A 15,463-nucleotide genomic window follows, 5' to 3' on the forward strand; every position below is an offset into this window, starting at 1 on the left:
CCTCTGAAAGCCGCATCCGGCATGCGGTTTCTTAATCCAAGACTTTCCTAAAAAGTCGCTCAGGACTCTCGGTACGCTGTTTTCGCCTGTTCTTGATCCTCCCCCATTGGTTTTACTTACAGACCCGCACTCGGGTTCTCGCAATCAGCTGGTTCAGCATAAAACCAGGCTTTGTATTTGCCCTGAGTTTTTATGCGAAGCTTTTTTGATTTAATGATTAAAATTTTTGCGAGTAATCACATTTAGGCAGGCGCTTGAGTAGCTGCTGGATTTTAAATAGTTTGAGGGTTTGGCCTTTTAAAAACAGAAAGTACGAAAGCCTTTGTTGTTTACCTTAAGGTATATATACATAGTAGTAATAGTTAACGTCAGGCGTTTTCTGTGGATAAGTCGGTTTTTATCAACAGAATCAATCTTTTACAGAAAAGATAAATACCCTGATAAGCCCTGTACTGGAAAAGAATAGATTTGGGATAAATAATGCGCTCACGCAGAACTAAGCAGTTTTGCACAGACTGTCCTGTGGATATGCAGTGACTTATCCACAGTGAGAAATTTGCTGGCTTGGCAAGTTACAATCAATTTAACGCTGGTCTGCTTTGCTCAGGATTGCGGGCGCCAGTTTTTGCAGCGTCTTTGCAAACACTTGCAGCGCAAGTTGCCGGTATTTGGGTAAATGGCCGGTAAATACGGCGGTGTATTCGAGATGTGCCTGGCCGCCGCGGGCGCGCTTGAATTGGCTGGCGCCGGAGCTGTAGTGGAGTTTTGCCTGTCTTTCTCTGGCTTGTTGCAATAGCAGCGCCATGAGCCGGCGGTAAATACCCAGCTCTTGCGGCAGGCTGGTGTCATAGCCGATCAGGGGTGTGGTGAGCCAGCCTGCTTCCGGATGCTGATAGATACCGATGACCCCGACCAAACGCTCTTGCCAGCGCAGGCCGTACAGATCGAGAAATCCGGTTTCCAGGCACAGTTCAAAAAAAGCCGGGGTGAAATCCGGGTTCAGCCTCGAATGTTTCTCGATAAATAATTGCCGGAACAAGGCCCGCATCCTAGCCAGATCGCTAGTCCTTACTTGCTCAGGCGGGATAATTTGTATGCTGGGGTCGGCTAATAATCTGGCATCTTTTTTGATGTGATTATGTTTCCACACGCTGTCATCCGCCGGATCGCAGGTGTAAATCATGCGCGCCGGGATCAATTTCCATGCCTGCCCTTGCAAAGCGCTGCTCAGTTGCGGCGTGATTGCGGGACAAATATTACGCATCATGAAAGGACGGTCCGGGTACAGCTCGCGTAAATTTCCGGTCAGATCCTTGATGTCGTTCGCTTGCCAGTCAGGATAGAGATTGGTGGACATCAGGTGATTGCCGACAATCGCCGCGCGATCGATACCGCAGGCACTGATCATGGCAGCCAGCGGACTTAAAACCAGGGTGCTGCCAATGCCGCTCAGACTTTGCGTATGCAGCGGGGCATGGCGGATGACTTCATCCTGGGCATAGCGCAGCCAGGCTGAACGAGGACTTGCCACATAACTGGTGTGGCGATGGCTAGCGTCCAATAAACTGACCGGTTGAGTGCTGTCGGCAATGCTGACGCATTCAATCCGGCAATCAACATTGCTTAGCCAATGCGCACCACCGCGGGCTTTGGCCGCCAGCAACCACAGTGCGTCGGCGCGGATATGGGGTGGGAGTGTCAAAGTAAAGAGTTTTAGATGTTATTTAGCGCAACGCACAACAACAAAATCTTCGCCGCAGAGGCAGGAAGAATGTAAGGGAAGAGAATGACTACTGCGTGTTCTCGGCATCTCTGCAGGGAGTGCGGTTTTTGCGTAAGTTCTCTTCAAACTTTTTTGTATAAATGCATACCGCCATAAATTGCCGAGCGATCAGTCGCATACAAGGCACGATTGTGCGCAACATCGGTCTGCCATGCGGAGATCAGATGGGCCGGTAACTTGCCTTCCAGCGGCGACTCTTCGCCACCGGTACGGAACACAACCTTGGCCCCCGCTGCTGCAGTACGGGTGACTTCTTCCCACAGCTCCGTTAATTGCTGCTGATCCATCCAGTCTTGCGCATCCAGGAACAGATACGCATCCATCGAGGCATTTGCCTGCTTGCGCAAAAACTCGGTCAGCGTGATGTGATGGGCGTGAACCCGGTCAATATTCAGGCGCAGACTGGTGAAATACTGTTTTTGCAAATACATGGGCAAAGCCGCTTGTTTACTGGTGTCGTGGCGGCGGCCGAACGCTTGCTGGGCGAAGCAATTTTCTTCAATCGGAAAATCGCAGGCCAGGTGGCGCATCCTTTCCTTGAATAACAGATGCAAACCTTGTTTGGCATCGTGTTTCAGCGCGGCGAATTGCGATGGCGGAATCCCCAGGCTGTACAAGGCAACCGGCTGGCGGGCAATGAAGCGGAAGATCGCGGTATCGAATACCGGCGCCAGATAGCGATCGAACAGGCGGCTTTGTTCCTCGGGGGTACGTGCTTCCAGGAGTTTTTTCATGTTGCCGCCCATCATGCGAACGAACATATGGGCGAAACCGATGAAGTCGCCCAACAGACCGTATTGATACGCGTTTTTGCTGAAATAACGATAGCGCGGTTGACCGAGCAATGAGCGGCTTTCCCAGAAAGTACTGGCTTCTTCGCTTAAATGCGGGCGGATGTGGCGCTGATAGCGTTTCAGGTTATCGCTATGCGCCGCGTTGCCTAAATACGTCAGCACCGAATCATAATCGGGTAAATGCTTGATGGCTTTTTTCTTCATCTCCAGCATTGCCAGATGGGCGGCATTTAAATCGACGGCATGCACCGCGGCCGGATTGGCGGACAGATACGCGAGCGCATTGCAGCCGCCGGAGGAGATGGTCAGGATATTGGCGCCGGGCTTGAGTTGCAATGCATCAAGATCCGATTTCGGATCTTCCCAGATCTGCGCATACACCAGACGGCTAAACCAATGTGTGAACAAACGATCAGCTAAACCTTTGCTACCCGACGTGGTAGAGTTGATAATTGCAGTATCGATCAGGGTCTTGGTGTTCATGCCATCTCCGCATATGGATAGTATTCGGAGAACTGTAGGTAATTAAGGTGACAGGCCAGTGACAACTTGATGAAGATTTGATGAAATGTTAGGCAAACAGCAGGATTAGCATGATTAGTCAAACCACCGTGCCAGAGGCGAGTAATATTGCGGACTATGCAATTGATTCCGATTTTCAGCATGCGTTTGCGATGAGCGTAGGGGCCTACAAAAAGTCAGCACTCGACTTGTATCTGGATCTGATCGCCAAAACGCCGGCGTGGATCGATGTTTTAATTACCCTGCGGAATAAAATGTTGCGGCTGTCCGGCTCGAAGAACCTGGGTAACTTCCGCGGCATAGAGCGGCGTCGCAAGATCTACAAGGTAGGCGACAAACTCGGTATGTTCTCTATCCTGGCGATGTCTGAACAAGAAGTTATCCTGGGCGATTGCGACCGGCATCTGGATGTCAGGGTCTCGGTATTCAAGTCGGACGAGAACGGTACGGCGGTGGTATCAACCGTGGCGCATATCCATAATCTGACCGGCAAGATGTATTTGTTTTTTGTGGTACCGGCGCATAAAAAAATCGTCCCGGCGCTGCTCAAAAAATGGACCAATGCAGACACCCGATCGCGCAGATTTAACCGCGCGACCGATCGCGGCAACTAGGCCCTAGTCTGCAATCAAGGACTGACGCCGTTTGCGAAAATCGATGATGGTTTTGATGACGCGGTTGCGCCACCAGCCGTCTTTGACAAACTGGATTTCTACATACTCGGTCAGCTCGGGACCCCAGCGGGTTTTCGAGACATCTTCGCCGACCGACAAATTGATACGCTGCAGCTTTTGCTCCATCGACCAGCGAATCACTTCGACCAGCAGCGTCGTCATCACACTGTATTTGGCAAATGCCAGATCGTAGCCGGAGTAATACAGATACAGCTCATCCCCCATCAAAAAGCCCAGACGCACGGCGACAATGTTCTGGCCTACATGCAGGCAAAATAATTGCATGCGCTCGGCGAAAGGGCTGTCCAGCAAAGCGCCGATAAACTGCTTGTGTTGTGGATGTAAAAAATAATCGGGATGTTTTACCGTCGTTTCGGCTGCGGCCCTGACGCCATGCAGCGTATAAAACAAATCGAGTTGCGCGCTGATCGCGATGCGACCTTGCAGCACTTGCAGACGGGGCGACAATTGCGCGCGCGCCAGCGAGTTATAGCAACGGCGTATCGACTCCTTGATATTGCGTTTCAAGCCAATCCGAAAATGCTCCCAGTCGCCGGCCAGCGGCAAGATGAAATTCGGAATAGTACGCTGATCGAGCGCCTGTAAAAACGGTCGCTGTGCCAAGGCGGCTTCGGCTTGTGCCTGATCCGCGATCAACTGGCATTCGCTCATGCCTGTGGAATGCTGTTGCTGCAGATCCAGCACGGCTTGCATCAGCGCTGCCTGGTAGCCGGGCAGCGCCAGCGGAATACGGATTTCAGTCAGGTTGGGGTCGGACCCGAACGGCCGGATATAGCGATACAGCGTGACGCCCGCAATACCGATACGCGAGATCAGCAGCGGTGCGAGCGCCACCAGCCGGTCCTGATCGTACAAGGCGATAATCGCTAGCTGATCGCGGCGCAGCAGCGAGCGTACCGCAAAGGTGCGCCACCAGCAGCGGTTCCAGTCATAGGTCTGAAACGGCAATACCTGCGTAAGCTGCTGCTCAAGTGCGCGCCAGGACGGTGCTAAGCCATCAAATTCAGCGTCTGTCGTGAGCAGCAGTTTTTGCATTTAAAAAATAAAAAGAGACATACGATGACAGCGCAGCCAGACTTGCGCCAGCTCCTGAAGCAGAACGGAAGCGACGACTTAACCGGACGCACGATCGGCTTGGCGGCAAAACTTGGCTGGCGAACCATGACAAGGTCGTGAGTGCAAACAAAAAAACGGGAGTAAAAATACTCCCCCATATTTTTATAAAAACAGGCTTATTCCCGCTATTCTATGGCGGATTTTTAATTATACTGGTATCCAGTATGTTTATATGCCCCTGAAACCATCCGCTGTTTGCAACAAAACTTGCCAGCCTATTCAACCAGTTTCTTCAGGTTATTTAATCCAGCCTCAAAATCCGGCCCCACAAGTTTGTCCATAAAAGGCGCGAATAATTTGGTCGATACGCTGCCTTCGCTAGTGCCTTTCATGGTCCAGGTAATTTTGGTCGCACTGCCTTGCGGTTCAAAAGTAAAACTGCCGGTCGACGGCTTGGCCATGCCTTCAAAGTGCAGCTCGTAATCGATTTGCTGATTCGCCACGACATTGGTGAATTTCATGCCGCCATTACCCTGGGTTTTACTTTGCCAGTCCCAGGCCGCGTCTTTGCCCGCTTCAGGACCGGTGAACGTCATTTGCATGGCAGGATCGCGTTGATTCCAGACCGACCATTTTTGCCATTCTTTGGTCGTGACGATCAGTGGATAGATTTTTTCGGCGGGCGCCTTCATCACCATGCTGCGCGATACGGCGTACTCGTTTGGCAGCGCAAAGGCAATCGCCAGGATAATCACAATCAGTGCCAGCAAGCTACCCAAAACGCGTTTTAATATTTTCATCGTAATCTCTCTGGTGGAATTATTGACGCTGGAAGGTAAAACAGGAGAAAGCTAAAACGAATTCATTCTGCGCATATTTAGTCTAAATAACAAGTGTCATGCAGTTTTACAAACGATTACAGATGACACACTTAGCGCCTTTTTTTTGCAGAACCGCGCTTCTATACTAAAATCCATTAAAACTACAAAAGGTCAAGCATGGAAAACAATCAATCTACTCGCCGTATTCATCCCCTGGTCGCTGGCGCTGCGGTCTCGGTCATGCTGGTTTCTCTGGTCGGCGTGGCTGCGATCACCGGCGTGATCCCAACTTCACAAGGTCATAGCAACCCTCAGGAATCCTTGGCAGCGGGTACTGCCATGACACAGAATAACGGTAATCCTGGCAATCCCCCATCCCAGATGGCAACTGAGGATGGCCGACGCGCCGGAGTCGTGGAGCGTTCACCCTATCCGGTCGATGCGCCGCGCCACAGCGCAAGCAGCACCCACCATGTGGCAAACTCGAATCAGCTCGCCGGCAATGGCGCTAATCCGGCCCCGTTATGTGCGAATTGCGGCCGGGTTGAATCGATACAGGCGATTCAGCAACAAGCCAAGCCTAGCGGTCTGGGCGTTGCCGCAGGTGCGGTTTTGGGCGGTATTTTAGGCAATCAGGTCGGCAACGGTAATGGCCGTACCCTGGCGACCGTGGCCGGTGCGGTAGGCGGTGGTTATGCGGGTAATGAAGTTGAAAAACGCTCCAATACCAATACCGTGTACCAGGTCAAAGTCCGCATGGATGACGGCAGCTTGCATACCTATCCGCAAAACGGCTGGCGGGTCGGCGACCGTGTCAAAGCGGTCAATGGCACGCTGGAATCTTTAGGTTAATTGCCGATGTGCATTGGCTGATTGACATCGGTCCGGGGTGCGCTAAAAATTAGCGCACCCGCCCCACTGCAAGCTCCCACTGCTGCATCAAGTCAGCGGCCTGTTCGCGGCCCATGACCGGTAAAAAAGTACGTTCGGTTTGCCACTGCGCCGCGCATTCTTCCACGCTGTCATACACGCCCACGCCAAGACCGGCCAGATACGCGGCACCCAGCGCGGTAGTCTCGGTGACCTTGGGTCGAATTACCGGTATTCCCAATAAATTCGCCTGAAATTGCAGCAGCAGATTATTCGCTGCGGCACCGCCGTCGACCCGTAATTCGCTGATCGGTGCAACCGCATCTTTGGTCATCGCCTGCAGCAATGCGGTGCTCTGGAACGCGATCGATTCCAGCGCTGCCCGGGCGATATGCGCGACCGTGGTGCCGCGGGTCAGGCCGAGGATCGCGCCCTTGGCCGACGGCACCCAGTACGGCGCACCCAAGCCGGTGAACGACGGCACGAACACGACGCCGCCGGAATCCGGCACCGTGGTTGCCAGGTCCTCGACGTCGGTCGAATGCGCTATCGCTTTCAAGCCGTCGCGCAGCCATTGCACCACGGCACCGCCGATAAACACGCTGCCTTCCAGCGCGTATTGGCGCCGCTCATCGGTCTGGCAGGCCGCAGTACTGATCAGGCCATTATGCGAGGTGGCGCAGACGGCGCCGGTATGCAGCAACATAAAACAGCCCGTGCCATAGGTATTTTTGGCCATGCCGGGTTTAAAGCAGGCCTGGCCAAATAACGCCGCTTGCTGGTCGCCGGCCATACCGGCAATCGGTATCGCCGGGTCAAAAATCGTCGCCTGGCCGTAGCGATGGCTGGAGGCATGAACCTGCGGCAAGATCGCGCGCGGAATGTCAAAACAGGCGAGCAATTCTTCATCCCAGCAGCCGGTATGGATATTCCACAGCATGGTGCGGGCGGCATTGCTGACGTCGCTGACATGCAATTGCCCTTCGCTGAGTTGCCAGGCCAGCCAGGTATCGACGGTGCCGAATGCGAGTTCGCCGCGTTCGGCCTGCTGACGCGCATCCGGTACATGATCGAGTAGCCATTTGATCTTGGTTGCCGAAAAATACGGATCGAGGATCAGGCCGGTTTTTTGCTGGATACGTTCGGCCCAACCCTGGCTGCGCAACTCATCGCAATAAGCGGCGGTGCGGCGATCTTGCCAGACGATGGCATTCGCAACAGGGATGCCGGTCCGGCGGTGCCACAGGATGCTGGTTTCGCGCTGATTGGCGATGCCGAGTCCGGCAATCTGGCTGGCGCTGATAGCGCTTTTCTGGAGCACTTCTTGGCAGGTCGCCAGCTGGCTTTGCCAGATCTCCAGTGCATCATGCTCGACCCAGCCGGGTTGCGGGAACAACTGCCGGAACTCCTGCTGCGCGCTCGCGACGATATTGCCGCCGCGATCAAACAAGATGCTGCGCGAGCTGGAAGTACCTTGGTCGAGAGCGAGCAGATAGGTCATGTCGAGTCGTTTGCCGTTGTGAATTGGTTGTATGAATGCGCCCTAGTGTAAGTCTTATGAAGCGCTTCACATGCTGCACCGCAGAATCGGTTGTTATCGGATAACAACACAAAGCATAGTAAAAAAACTAGTAAAAACAAGCAAGTTTGTTATAGTGAATTATCAAGAGTTTTAACAAACAGTGCTGTAGGTTTGTTTTATGCCTGCTTAATTACAGTAAACATGACAGTGAAAGAAAGGAGGGGGATCATGTTAGAAGCGATCAGTTTTACCTTGTCTGTGATGGTGCTCGGCTGTCTGGCGGTCGGGGTATCACAGAAAAAACAGCGCATGCTGAATTTTTCTTACGGCGGGATGATGGCGATGAGCCTCATCGGCTGGTATCAGGCGGTATTTCCGGCTGGATTGAGCTTCTGGTTTTTCGCCGGCACCAGCGTGACGGTGGCAGCGATCTGCGGCTTTTTCTATGCGATTTATTCGAACGAAATCATCTGGCAAAAGCAGCGCTAGCGATTAGCAAATCCTCGTTAAGTCCAGACCGGCTCGTTACTCAGTTCGCATTGCGTCAGATACAGCCGCAAATCGAGTTCGTATTGATGGTATTGCGGTTCCATATAACTGCAAAGCTGATAAAACGCTTTGTTGTGCTCTTTCTCTTTCAGGTGCGCGAGTTCATGCACCACGATCATTTTCAGAAATTCTTCCGGCACTTGTTTAAACAGGGTGGCGACGCGGATCTCGTGCTTGGATTTGAGCTTATTGCCCTGCACTCTGGAGATGAAGGTGTGCTGTCCCAGCGCGTGCTGGATGACTTTGATCTTGCTGTCAAAATGGACCTTGCTGATCTGGTCGCCATTGCGTAAATGGGTATTTTTCAGATCCTGGACATACTGGTACAGCGCCTTGTCGGTGCGGACTTGATGTGCGTTCGCATATTTTTTGCGCAGCAAACCGGCTAGCTGTTCATGCGCGATCAGGTCCTGTACCTGCTGCTGGATCGCAGCAGGATAGGCGGTCAGATAATTGAGTTCCCGTTTTTGCATTCGCTGGCCCGATTTCTTTTTGGGCTTATTTAACGTCCAGCAATTCGACGTCAAAAATCAAATTCGCATACGGTGGAATGCGACCGCCGGCGCCGCGGGCGCCATAGCCCAGCTCTTGCGGAATAATGAGGGTGCGCTTGCCGCCGACCTTCATGCCGGCAACACCCTGATCCCAGCCTTTGATGACGCGACCGGTACCGAGCAGGAAGGTAAATGGCTTATCGCCGGCTGAGCTGTCGAACATCATGCCGTGTTGCTTATCGCTTTTAGGATCGAATAACCAGCCGCTGTAATGTACCGTGACAGTGCTGCCTGCGACAGCTTCTTTGCCGCTGCCGAGCTTGCTGTCGATCTTTTGCAATTCCAGTTTTTTCGGTGCGGCATCGGCGGCGGGTGCCGTTTGCGCGCTGACCGGGCCGAGGGCGATGATGCTGGCAAAACCGAATGCCAGGCTGGCGATGAAATGGCGGTTCATTAGGCGATTCCTTAGGTAAAGTAAAAAAGTGCTGCCGGTACTCTTATAGTTTGTTGCGTAATTTTGCTTCGAAGGCGATATCGAGTTTGCTGGCTTTTTTCGGTGCCTGCTTGCCGATGCTATTGACGAAGGCAACGAAGGCATCGAGTTCCAGCGGTTCATTGAGTTTATCGTTGTCGCCGGCGGCATTCGTCAGCACCAGATAGAAGCGTCCATCGGCCGTGTTGACCAGGGAATACGGCAAGTTATTGCTTCGGTCCTTGAGTCGCATGACCGCCGTGCTGGCGCGAGTCGAGCGTAGGCTGGCCATTATTGGACTCCGTCGTCGTGCATCATTTTTCCCATACCGGCACCTCGTTCCAGTTCTTGATTCAGTCGATTGCATTGATCGGGCAAGCCTGCCCAGCAGCTCCCAGAGCGCCAAATCGGTGAAGGATTATAGGGCAGAAACGCGGCCTTGTCTGTGTTCGCACGGGCAGCGATGGCGCTGCGCTATTCCAGACCCCAGCACAGTTTCAGCAAGGCAAACACCGCGGCGATGGTGGCTTCATGCTGGCGTTTTTCTAAACAGATAAAACTTAGTTCGGTCGACAGGCTGACCGCATCGGCAATCACCAGTCCGTGCGCATGGGCTTCGCGTATGGCAATCGCATCGCGCAGCAAACTCAGGCCGACCCCGGATTTCACCAGATCCAGCATCGATGGTTCCTGATCGACCAGCGCGACCTTATTCGGCGTGACCTGGTGTTCGGCAAAGACCTTGCTCAACAGGCGGTTATGGGTCGATTCGGGCGGCGTCCAGATCCACGGCAGTTGCGCCAGCGCCGCCCAATCCTTGCCGGCGACCCGGTTTTTCCAGCCGCTGGGTGCGACTACCCGGTAGGTGAAACGGGTCAGTGTCAGGGTGTGATACTGGGTTTTGCCGTCAGTGGGCGGCTGGCCGAGATAAAAACCGACGTCGATAGTGCCGGCCCGGATTTGCTGCAGGACCGAACCCGACATGCCGTGCTGCAGCTTGGTCGAGAGTTGCGGATAGGTTTCCACCAGACGCTTTAAAAACACCCCGAGTCTTGTGAACTCGGGATCGAGGATGGTGCCAATCGCCAGTTCGCCGGACAGGGTCGAATGCAGGCTGGCGGCGGCTTGCTGAAAATCGGCCATGCTGGCCAGCACCCGTTCGGCATGCGGCAAGAGTTTGGCGCCATCATTGCTGAGCGTCATGCCGCCGGCAGAACGGTTAAGCAGTTGCAGGCCCAGGCTGTGTTGCAGGGATTTGATTTGCAGGCTGACCGCCGGCTGCGTCACATGCAGGCGCTCGGCGGCGCGTGTCAGGTTGCCTTCCCTGGCGACGGTGACGAAGGCTTTGAGTTGAGTGATGTCCATTTGAATTTGATTAAAACCTCTCAACCCAGAATTTTTTCCTGGGGCTTTATAAGTATTTCTTATATTTGGTTTGATAATAACTCATTGGATTTAGCATGCACACTGGTTTAGTCTCTATGAACATTTAAAAATTACCCAAAAGGTTTGCTTATGTCCTCGACTTCTTCCTCTCCTGCCTTGCTCCAGCATGTCATCAATGGCAAGCGCCACGCCTCCTCGGGTGAGCGTCAGCAAGATGTGTTTAATCCGGCGACCGGCGCGGTGAGCGGCAGAGTCGTATTGGCAAGCATGGATGATGTGAACGCCGCCGTGGCTGCCGCCAAAGCCGCCGCACCGGCCTGGGCAGAGACTGCGCCACTCAAGCGTGCGCGGGTGATGTTCAAGTTCAAAGAGCTGCTCGACCAGCATCATAAGCAGATCGCCACCCTGATCACGCAGGAACACGGCAAGGTTTTGTCAGATGCGATGGGTGAAGTCACGCGCGGGATCGAGATCGTGGAATTCGCCTGCGGCATGCCGCAATTGCTGAAGACGCAGTTCTCCGACAATATCGGCGGCGGCATCGACAATTACAACCTGCGCCAGCCGCTCGGCGTGACTGCCGGGATTACGCCGTTTAATTTCCCCTTCATGGTGCCGATGTGGATGGCGCCGCTGGCGATTGCGACCGGCAATACCTTTATCCTGAAGCCGTCGGAACGCGATCCATCGTGTTCTTTGCTGATTGCCGATTTGCTCAAGCAGGCGGGTTTGCCGGACGGCGTATTCAACGTCTTGCAGGGCGATAAGCTGGCGGTCGACGGCTTGCTGCAGCATCCCGATGTGTCGGCGATTTCTTTCGTCGGCTCGACCCCGATTGCCGAGTACATTTATAGCGAAGGCACCCGCATGGGCAAGCGCGTGCAAGCGTTGGGCGGGGCGAAAAATCATCTGGTGGTGATGCCGGACGCGAATCTCGATCAAGCCGTGGATGCCTTGATGGGCGCGGCCTACGGCTCGGCGGGCGAGCGCTGCATGGCGATCTCGGTGGCGGTGGCGGTGGGCAATGTGGCGGATAAACTGGTCGAGGCTTTGGTGCCCCGTGTGAAAGCCTTGATCATCAAAAACGGCATGGAAGCCGATGCCGAAATGGGCCCGGTAGTGACCGCAGTCCACAAGGCGAAAATCGAAGCCTATATCGCCGACGGGATCGCCGAAGGCGCGACGATGTTGGTCGATGGCCGCGGCCTGAACGTGCCGGGACACGAGGGCGGATTCTTCCTCGGCGGCACGCTGTTTGATCATGTCAGAGAGGGCATGAAAATCCACCGCGAAGAAATTTTCGGCCCGGTGTTGTGCGTGGTGCGGGTGCCGGATTTTGCCAGTGCGGTCGAGCTGATCAACCGGCATGAATTCGGCAACGGCGTCTCGCTGTTCACCTCGGATGGTAATACCGCGCGTGAATTCTCACGCCGGATCCAGGTCGGCATGGTCGGCATCAACGTGCCGATTCCGGTGCCGATGGCCTGGCATTCTTTCGGCGGCTGGAAGCGCTCGCTGTTCGGCGACCAGCATGCGTATGGCGAAGAAGGCATCCGTTTTTATACCCGCTACAAATCGATCATGCAGCGCTGGCCGGACAGCATAGGCAAGGGTGCCGAGTTCACCATGCCGGTTGCGAAATAAGTTATTTTAGGGGAGTATAGGTAAATAAAACTTTATCCCGCTTTGTTTATATGCGGGATGGGTCGATTGATGCCAATACTCTCCCTTAGTATGTTAAATCGTGCGGGGCACGCAACCTGGAGCCAACTCCCATGAAGATCACGCAGCTTTGTTCCCACCCGATTATCCAGGCGCCGATGGCGGGTGGCGCCACCACGCCCGAACTGGTGGCGGCGGTGTCGAATGCCGGTGCGCTGGGTTCGCTCGCGGCGCCTTTGCTGACGCCGCTGGCGATCATCGAACAGGCCGAGCATATCCGTCGCCTGACCGACAAGCCGTTTGCGATCAATCTATTCGTCCAGACGCGTCCGCAGATTGATGATGCGGTGCTGGAATCGGCCAAACAATTATTGCAGCCGGTCTGGCAGTCGCTGGGGTGGGATGGCTTGCCGACACCGACGCGCTGGTGCGAGGATTTCGATGCGCAGCTCGATGCCCTGCTGATCGCGCGTCCGGCAGTCGCCAGTTTTACTTTCGACATCTTGCATGCGAGCCAGATCCAGCGTCTGCATGAGGCCGGCATCCTGGTGGTCGGCACCGCCACCAACCTGGCGGAGGCGCAGGTCTGGCAAGCCATGGGGGCCGATGCGATCTGTTTGCAAGGGGTCGAAGCCGGCGGACATCGCGGCACCTTCATCGGCCGGCAGGAAGATGCCACCCTGGGCATCATGGATTTATTGCGGCAAGTGCAGCCGCATAGCCGGCTGCCCCTGATCGCGGCGGGCGGCATCATGCATGGCCGCGATATCGCGCAAGTCTTGCAAGCCGGTGCGCAGATGGTGCAGATGGGCACCGCATTTTTGACCACCGATGAGGCGGCGATCCATCCTGCGTACAAAGCGAAATTGCTGGAACTGGCCAGCCAGGACGAACCGGACGCCCAGGATGCAACCATGCAGACCCGCGCCTTCTCCGGCCGCATCGCGCGCGGCGTGCGCAATCGCTTTATGCAAACGATGCAGGCGGTCGCCGGACAAGTCCCAGCTTATCCGATACAAAACGCCCTGACCGGCAGCCTGCGCGCGCATGCCGCCAAGACCAACGACACCGAATTGATGTCGATGTGGGCCGGGCAAGGCGCACACCGGGTGCGCCAGATGACGGCCGCGGCTTTAATCGCAACGCTGGTCGCTGAATTACAGCAACACCAATCACACTAAAACACTATGCAATCAGCAGGCAAATACGACTACATCATCATCGGCGCAGGCACCGCGGGCTGCGTGCTGGCGAATCGTTTATCGCAAAATCCCCAGCACGAAGTCTTGCTGCTGGAGGCAGGCGGCAAGGATGATTATGTCTGGATTCATATCCCGGTCGGCTATCTGTACTGCATCAATAATCCGCGCACCGACTGGATGTTTCGCACCGAAAACGAGCCTGGCCTGAACGGTCGCAGCCTGATCTATCCGCGCGGTAAAGTGCTGGGCGGCTGTTCCTCGATCAACGGCATGATTTATATGCGCGGTCAGGAACAGGATTACCGGCAGTGGGCCGAGCAGAGCGGCGACGCCAGCTGGCGCTGGGACCAGGTCTTGCCGCTGTTTAAAAAGAGCGAAGACCATTACGGCGGTGCGAGTGCGATGCATGGGACAGGCGGCGAATGGCGGGTCGAACAGCAAAGGTTGTCGTGGGAAATCCTGGATGCTTTTCGCGAAGCGGCATCCCAGGTCGGCATCCCCAAGACCGATGATTTCAATCGCGGCGACAATGAGGGTTGCGGTTACTTTGATGTGAACCAAAAACGCGGCATACGCTGGAATGCCTCGAAGGCGTTTTTAAGGCCGGCAGCCGGACGCAGCAACCTGACCATCATGACAGGTTGCCAGGTCAAGCGTCTGCAATTCACGGACAGTGAGCAAGGCAAGGTCTGTACGGGCGTAGAATTCACTGGCGGCGGCAAGGAATGGTCGGCAGAATCGGCAGGGGAAATCGTATTGGCCGCCGGTGCAATCGGCTCTCCGGCGATCCTGCAGCAATCGGGCATCGGCAATGGCGCGCATTTGCATCAGCTCGGTGTGCCGGTGCTGCACGACTTGCGGGGTGTCGGCGAGAACCTGCAGGACCATTTGCAAATCCGTTCTGCGTTTAAAATCAGCGGCGCCAGGACCCTGAACATGATGGCGAATAATTGGCTGGGCAAAGCCCGTATCGGCCTCGAATATCTGCTGAAACAGAGCGGTCCGATGTCGATGGCGCCGTCGCAGCTGGGTGCCTTCACCCGTTCCGATGCGAGTCAGGCCACGCCTAACCTGCAATACCATGTGCAGCCGCTGTCGCTGGAGAAGTTTGGCGATCCTCTGCATCCTTTTCCGGCGTTTACCGCCAGCGTCTGCAACTTGCGTCCGACCTCGCGCGGCCATGTGCGGATTGCCAGCAGGGATCCGCTGGCAGCACCCAAGATCACGCCGAATTATCTGAGCACGGCTGAGGACAGAAAGATCGCCGCCGATTCGCTGACCCTGACGCGCAAGATCGTCGCCGCACCGGCGCTGCAAAAATATGCGCCCGAAGAAATGAAGCCGGGCGCGCAGTTCCGCACCGAGGAAGAATTAGCCCGTGCTGCCGGCGATATCGGTACCACGATTTTTCATCCGGTCGGGACTTGCAAGATGGGTGCGACGACCGATAAGCTGGCCGTGGTCGATAGCGCATTGCGGGTGATTGGGATACGCGGTTTGCGGGTGGCGGATGCCTCGATCATGCCGACCATCACCTCCGGCAATACCAATTCACCGACCCTGATGATTGCAGAAAAAGCCGCGCAGATGTTGCTGGCGGCGCGGCGTTAAATATAGCCTTGAGGACGGCGTCAT

The 15,463-nt window shown here is 55.1% G+C and carries 15 protein-coding genes; 6 read left to right on the forward strand and 9 right to left on the reverse strand.

Annotation, left to right across the window (positions count from 1 at the left end; genetic code table 11):
- Positions 1-583: 583 nt before the first annotated feature.
- Both LPB67_RS11160 and LPB67_RS11165 read right to left on the reverse strand, forming a co-directional pair.
- Positions 584-1,702: a GNAT family N-acetyltransferase gene (locus LPB67_RS11160; RefSeq protein ID WP_262837255.1), complete on the reverse strand. Its 1,119-nt coding sequence runs from the start codon at positions 1,700-1,702 to the stop codon at positions 584-586.
- Between the two features lie 143 nt (positions 1,703-1,845).
- Positions 1,846-3,060 carry a DUF3419 family protein gene (locus LPB67_RS11165; RefSeq protein WP_262837256.1) on the reverse strand — a complete coding sequence of 405 codons (1,215 nt, stop codon included), beginning with the start codon at positions 3,058-3,060 and terminating at the stop codon, positions 1,846-1,848.
- Between the two features lie 110 nt (positions 3,061-3,170).
- Between LPB67_RS11165 and LPB67_RS11170 the strand changes: the two genes are divergently transcribed.
- A complete protein-coding gene (locus LPB67_RS11170; RefSeq protein ID WP_262837257.1) occupies positions 3,171-3,713 on the forward strand; it encodes a DUF2867 domain-containing protein in 543 nt (180 codons plus the stop codon).
- A 3-nt stretch (positions 3,714-3,716) separates the two neighbouring features.
- On the opposite strand, the gene LPB67_RS11175 is transcribed toward LPB67_RS11170, so the two are convergent.
- Positions 3,717-4,829, reverse strand: coding sequence for a GNAT family N-acetyltransferase (locus tag LPB67_RS11175; protein ID WP_262837258.1), 1,113 nt, complete (start codon positions 4,827-4,829; stop codon positions 3,717-3,719).
- A 296-nt stretch (positions 4,830-5,125) separates the two neighbouring features.
- Positions 5,126-5,650, reverse strand: a complete 525-nt coding sequence (locus tag LPB67_RS11180) for an SRPBCC family protein (protein WP_262837260.1) — start codon at positions 5,648-5,650, stop codon at positions 5,126-5,128.
- 198 nt (positions 5,651-5,848) lie between these two features.
- On the opposite strand from LPB67_RS11180, the gene LPB67_RS11185 reads away from it, so the two are divergent.
- Entirely contained in the window at positions 5,849-6,523 is a 675-nt protein-coding gene (locus LPB67_RS11185; protein ID WP_262837261.1) for a glycine zipper 2TM domain-containing protein, read from the forward strand.
- A 49-nt stretch (positions 6,524-6,572) separates the two neighbouring features.
- On the opposite strand, the gene glpK is transcribed toward LPB67_RS11185, so the two are convergent.
- Positions 6,573-8,042, reverse strand: coding sequence for a glycerol kinase GlpK (gene glpK / locus LPB67_RS11190; protein ID WP_262837262.1), 1,470 nt, complete (start codon positions 8,040-8,042; stop codon positions 6,573-6,575).
- 249 nt (positions 8,043-8,291) lie between these two features.
- Here glpK and LPB67_RS11195 point away from each other — a divergent pair, with 249 nt between their 5' ends.
- The gene (locus LPB67_RS11195) at positions 8,292-8,552 is read left to right on the forward strand and encodes a hypothetical protein (protein WP_262837263.1); all 261 of its coding nucleotides are present in this window, start codon (positions 8,292-8,294) and stop codon (positions 8,550-8,552) included.
- A gap of 17 nt (positions 8,553-8,569) precedes the next feature.
- Here the strand turns inward: LPB67_RS11195 and LPB67_RS11200 are convergent, their stop codons facing one another.
- The 4 genes from LPB67_RS11200 to LPB67_RS11215 all read right to left on the reverse strand — a co-directional run bounded on the left by LPB67_RS11200 (position 8,570) and on the right by LPB67_RS11215 (position 10,943).
- Complete coding sequence (locus tag LPB67_RS11200) at positions 8,570-9,085, reverse strand: M48 family metallopeptidase (protein WP_262837264.1); 516 nt, start codon at positions 9,083-9,085, stop codon at positions 8,570-8,572.
- Between the two features lie 25 nt (positions 9,086-9,110).
- Complete coding sequence (locus LPB67_RS11205) at positions 9,111-9,560, reverse strand: FKBP-type peptidyl-prolyl cis-trans isomerase (RefSeq protein ID WP_262837265.1); 450 nt, start codon at positions 9,558-9,560, stop codon at positions 9,111-9,113.
- A gap of 43 nt (positions 9,561-9,603) precedes the next feature.
- The gene (locus LPB67_RS11210) at positions 9,604-9,870 is read right to left on the reverse strand and encodes a hypothetical protein (RefSeq protein WP_262837266.1); all 267 of its coding nucleotides are present in this window, start codon (positions 9,868-9,870) and stop codon (positions 9,604-9,606) included.
- 182 nt (positions 9,871-10,052) lie between these two features.
- Entirely contained in the window at positions 10,053-10,943 is an 891-nt protein-coding gene (locus LPB67_RS11215) for a LysR family transcriptional regulator (RefSeq protein ID WP_262837267.1), read from the reverse strand.
- 150 nt (positions 10,944-11,093) lie between these two features.
- Between LPB67_RS11215 and LPB67_RS11220 the strand changes: the two genes are divergently transcribed.
- From LPB67_RS11220 to LPB67_RS11230, 3 genes are all read left to right on the forward strand, one after another.
- Positions 11,094-12,608, forward strand: a complete 1,515-nt coding sequence (locus tag LPB67_RS11220) for a CoA-acylating methylmalonate-semialdehyde dehydrogenase (protein ID WP_262837268.1) — start codon at positions 11,094-11,096, stop codon at positions 12,606-12,608.
- Positions 12,609-12,739: 131 nt separating this feature from the next.
- On the forward strand, positions 12,740-13,807 hold the full coding sequence (locus LPB67_RS11225; RefSeq protein WP_262837269.1) for an NAD(P)H-dependent flavin oxidoreductase: 1,068 nt from the start codon (positions 12,740-12,742) through the stop codon (positions 13,805-13,807).
- A 6-nt stretch (positions 13,808-13,813) separates the two neighbouring features.
- Complete coding sequence (locus LPB67_RS11230; protein WP_262837270.1) at positions 13,814-15,439, forward strand: GMC family oxidoreductase; 1,626 nt, start codon at positions 13,814-13,816, stop codon at positions 15,437-15,439.
- The last annotated feature ends 24 nt before the right edge of the window (positions 15,440-15,463 follow it).

It is taken from the genome of Undibacterium sp. Jales W-56, assembly GCF_025548535.1.
Lineage (GTDB): Bacteria > Pseudomonadota > Gammaproteobacteria > Burkholderiales > Burkholderiaceae_D > Undibacterium.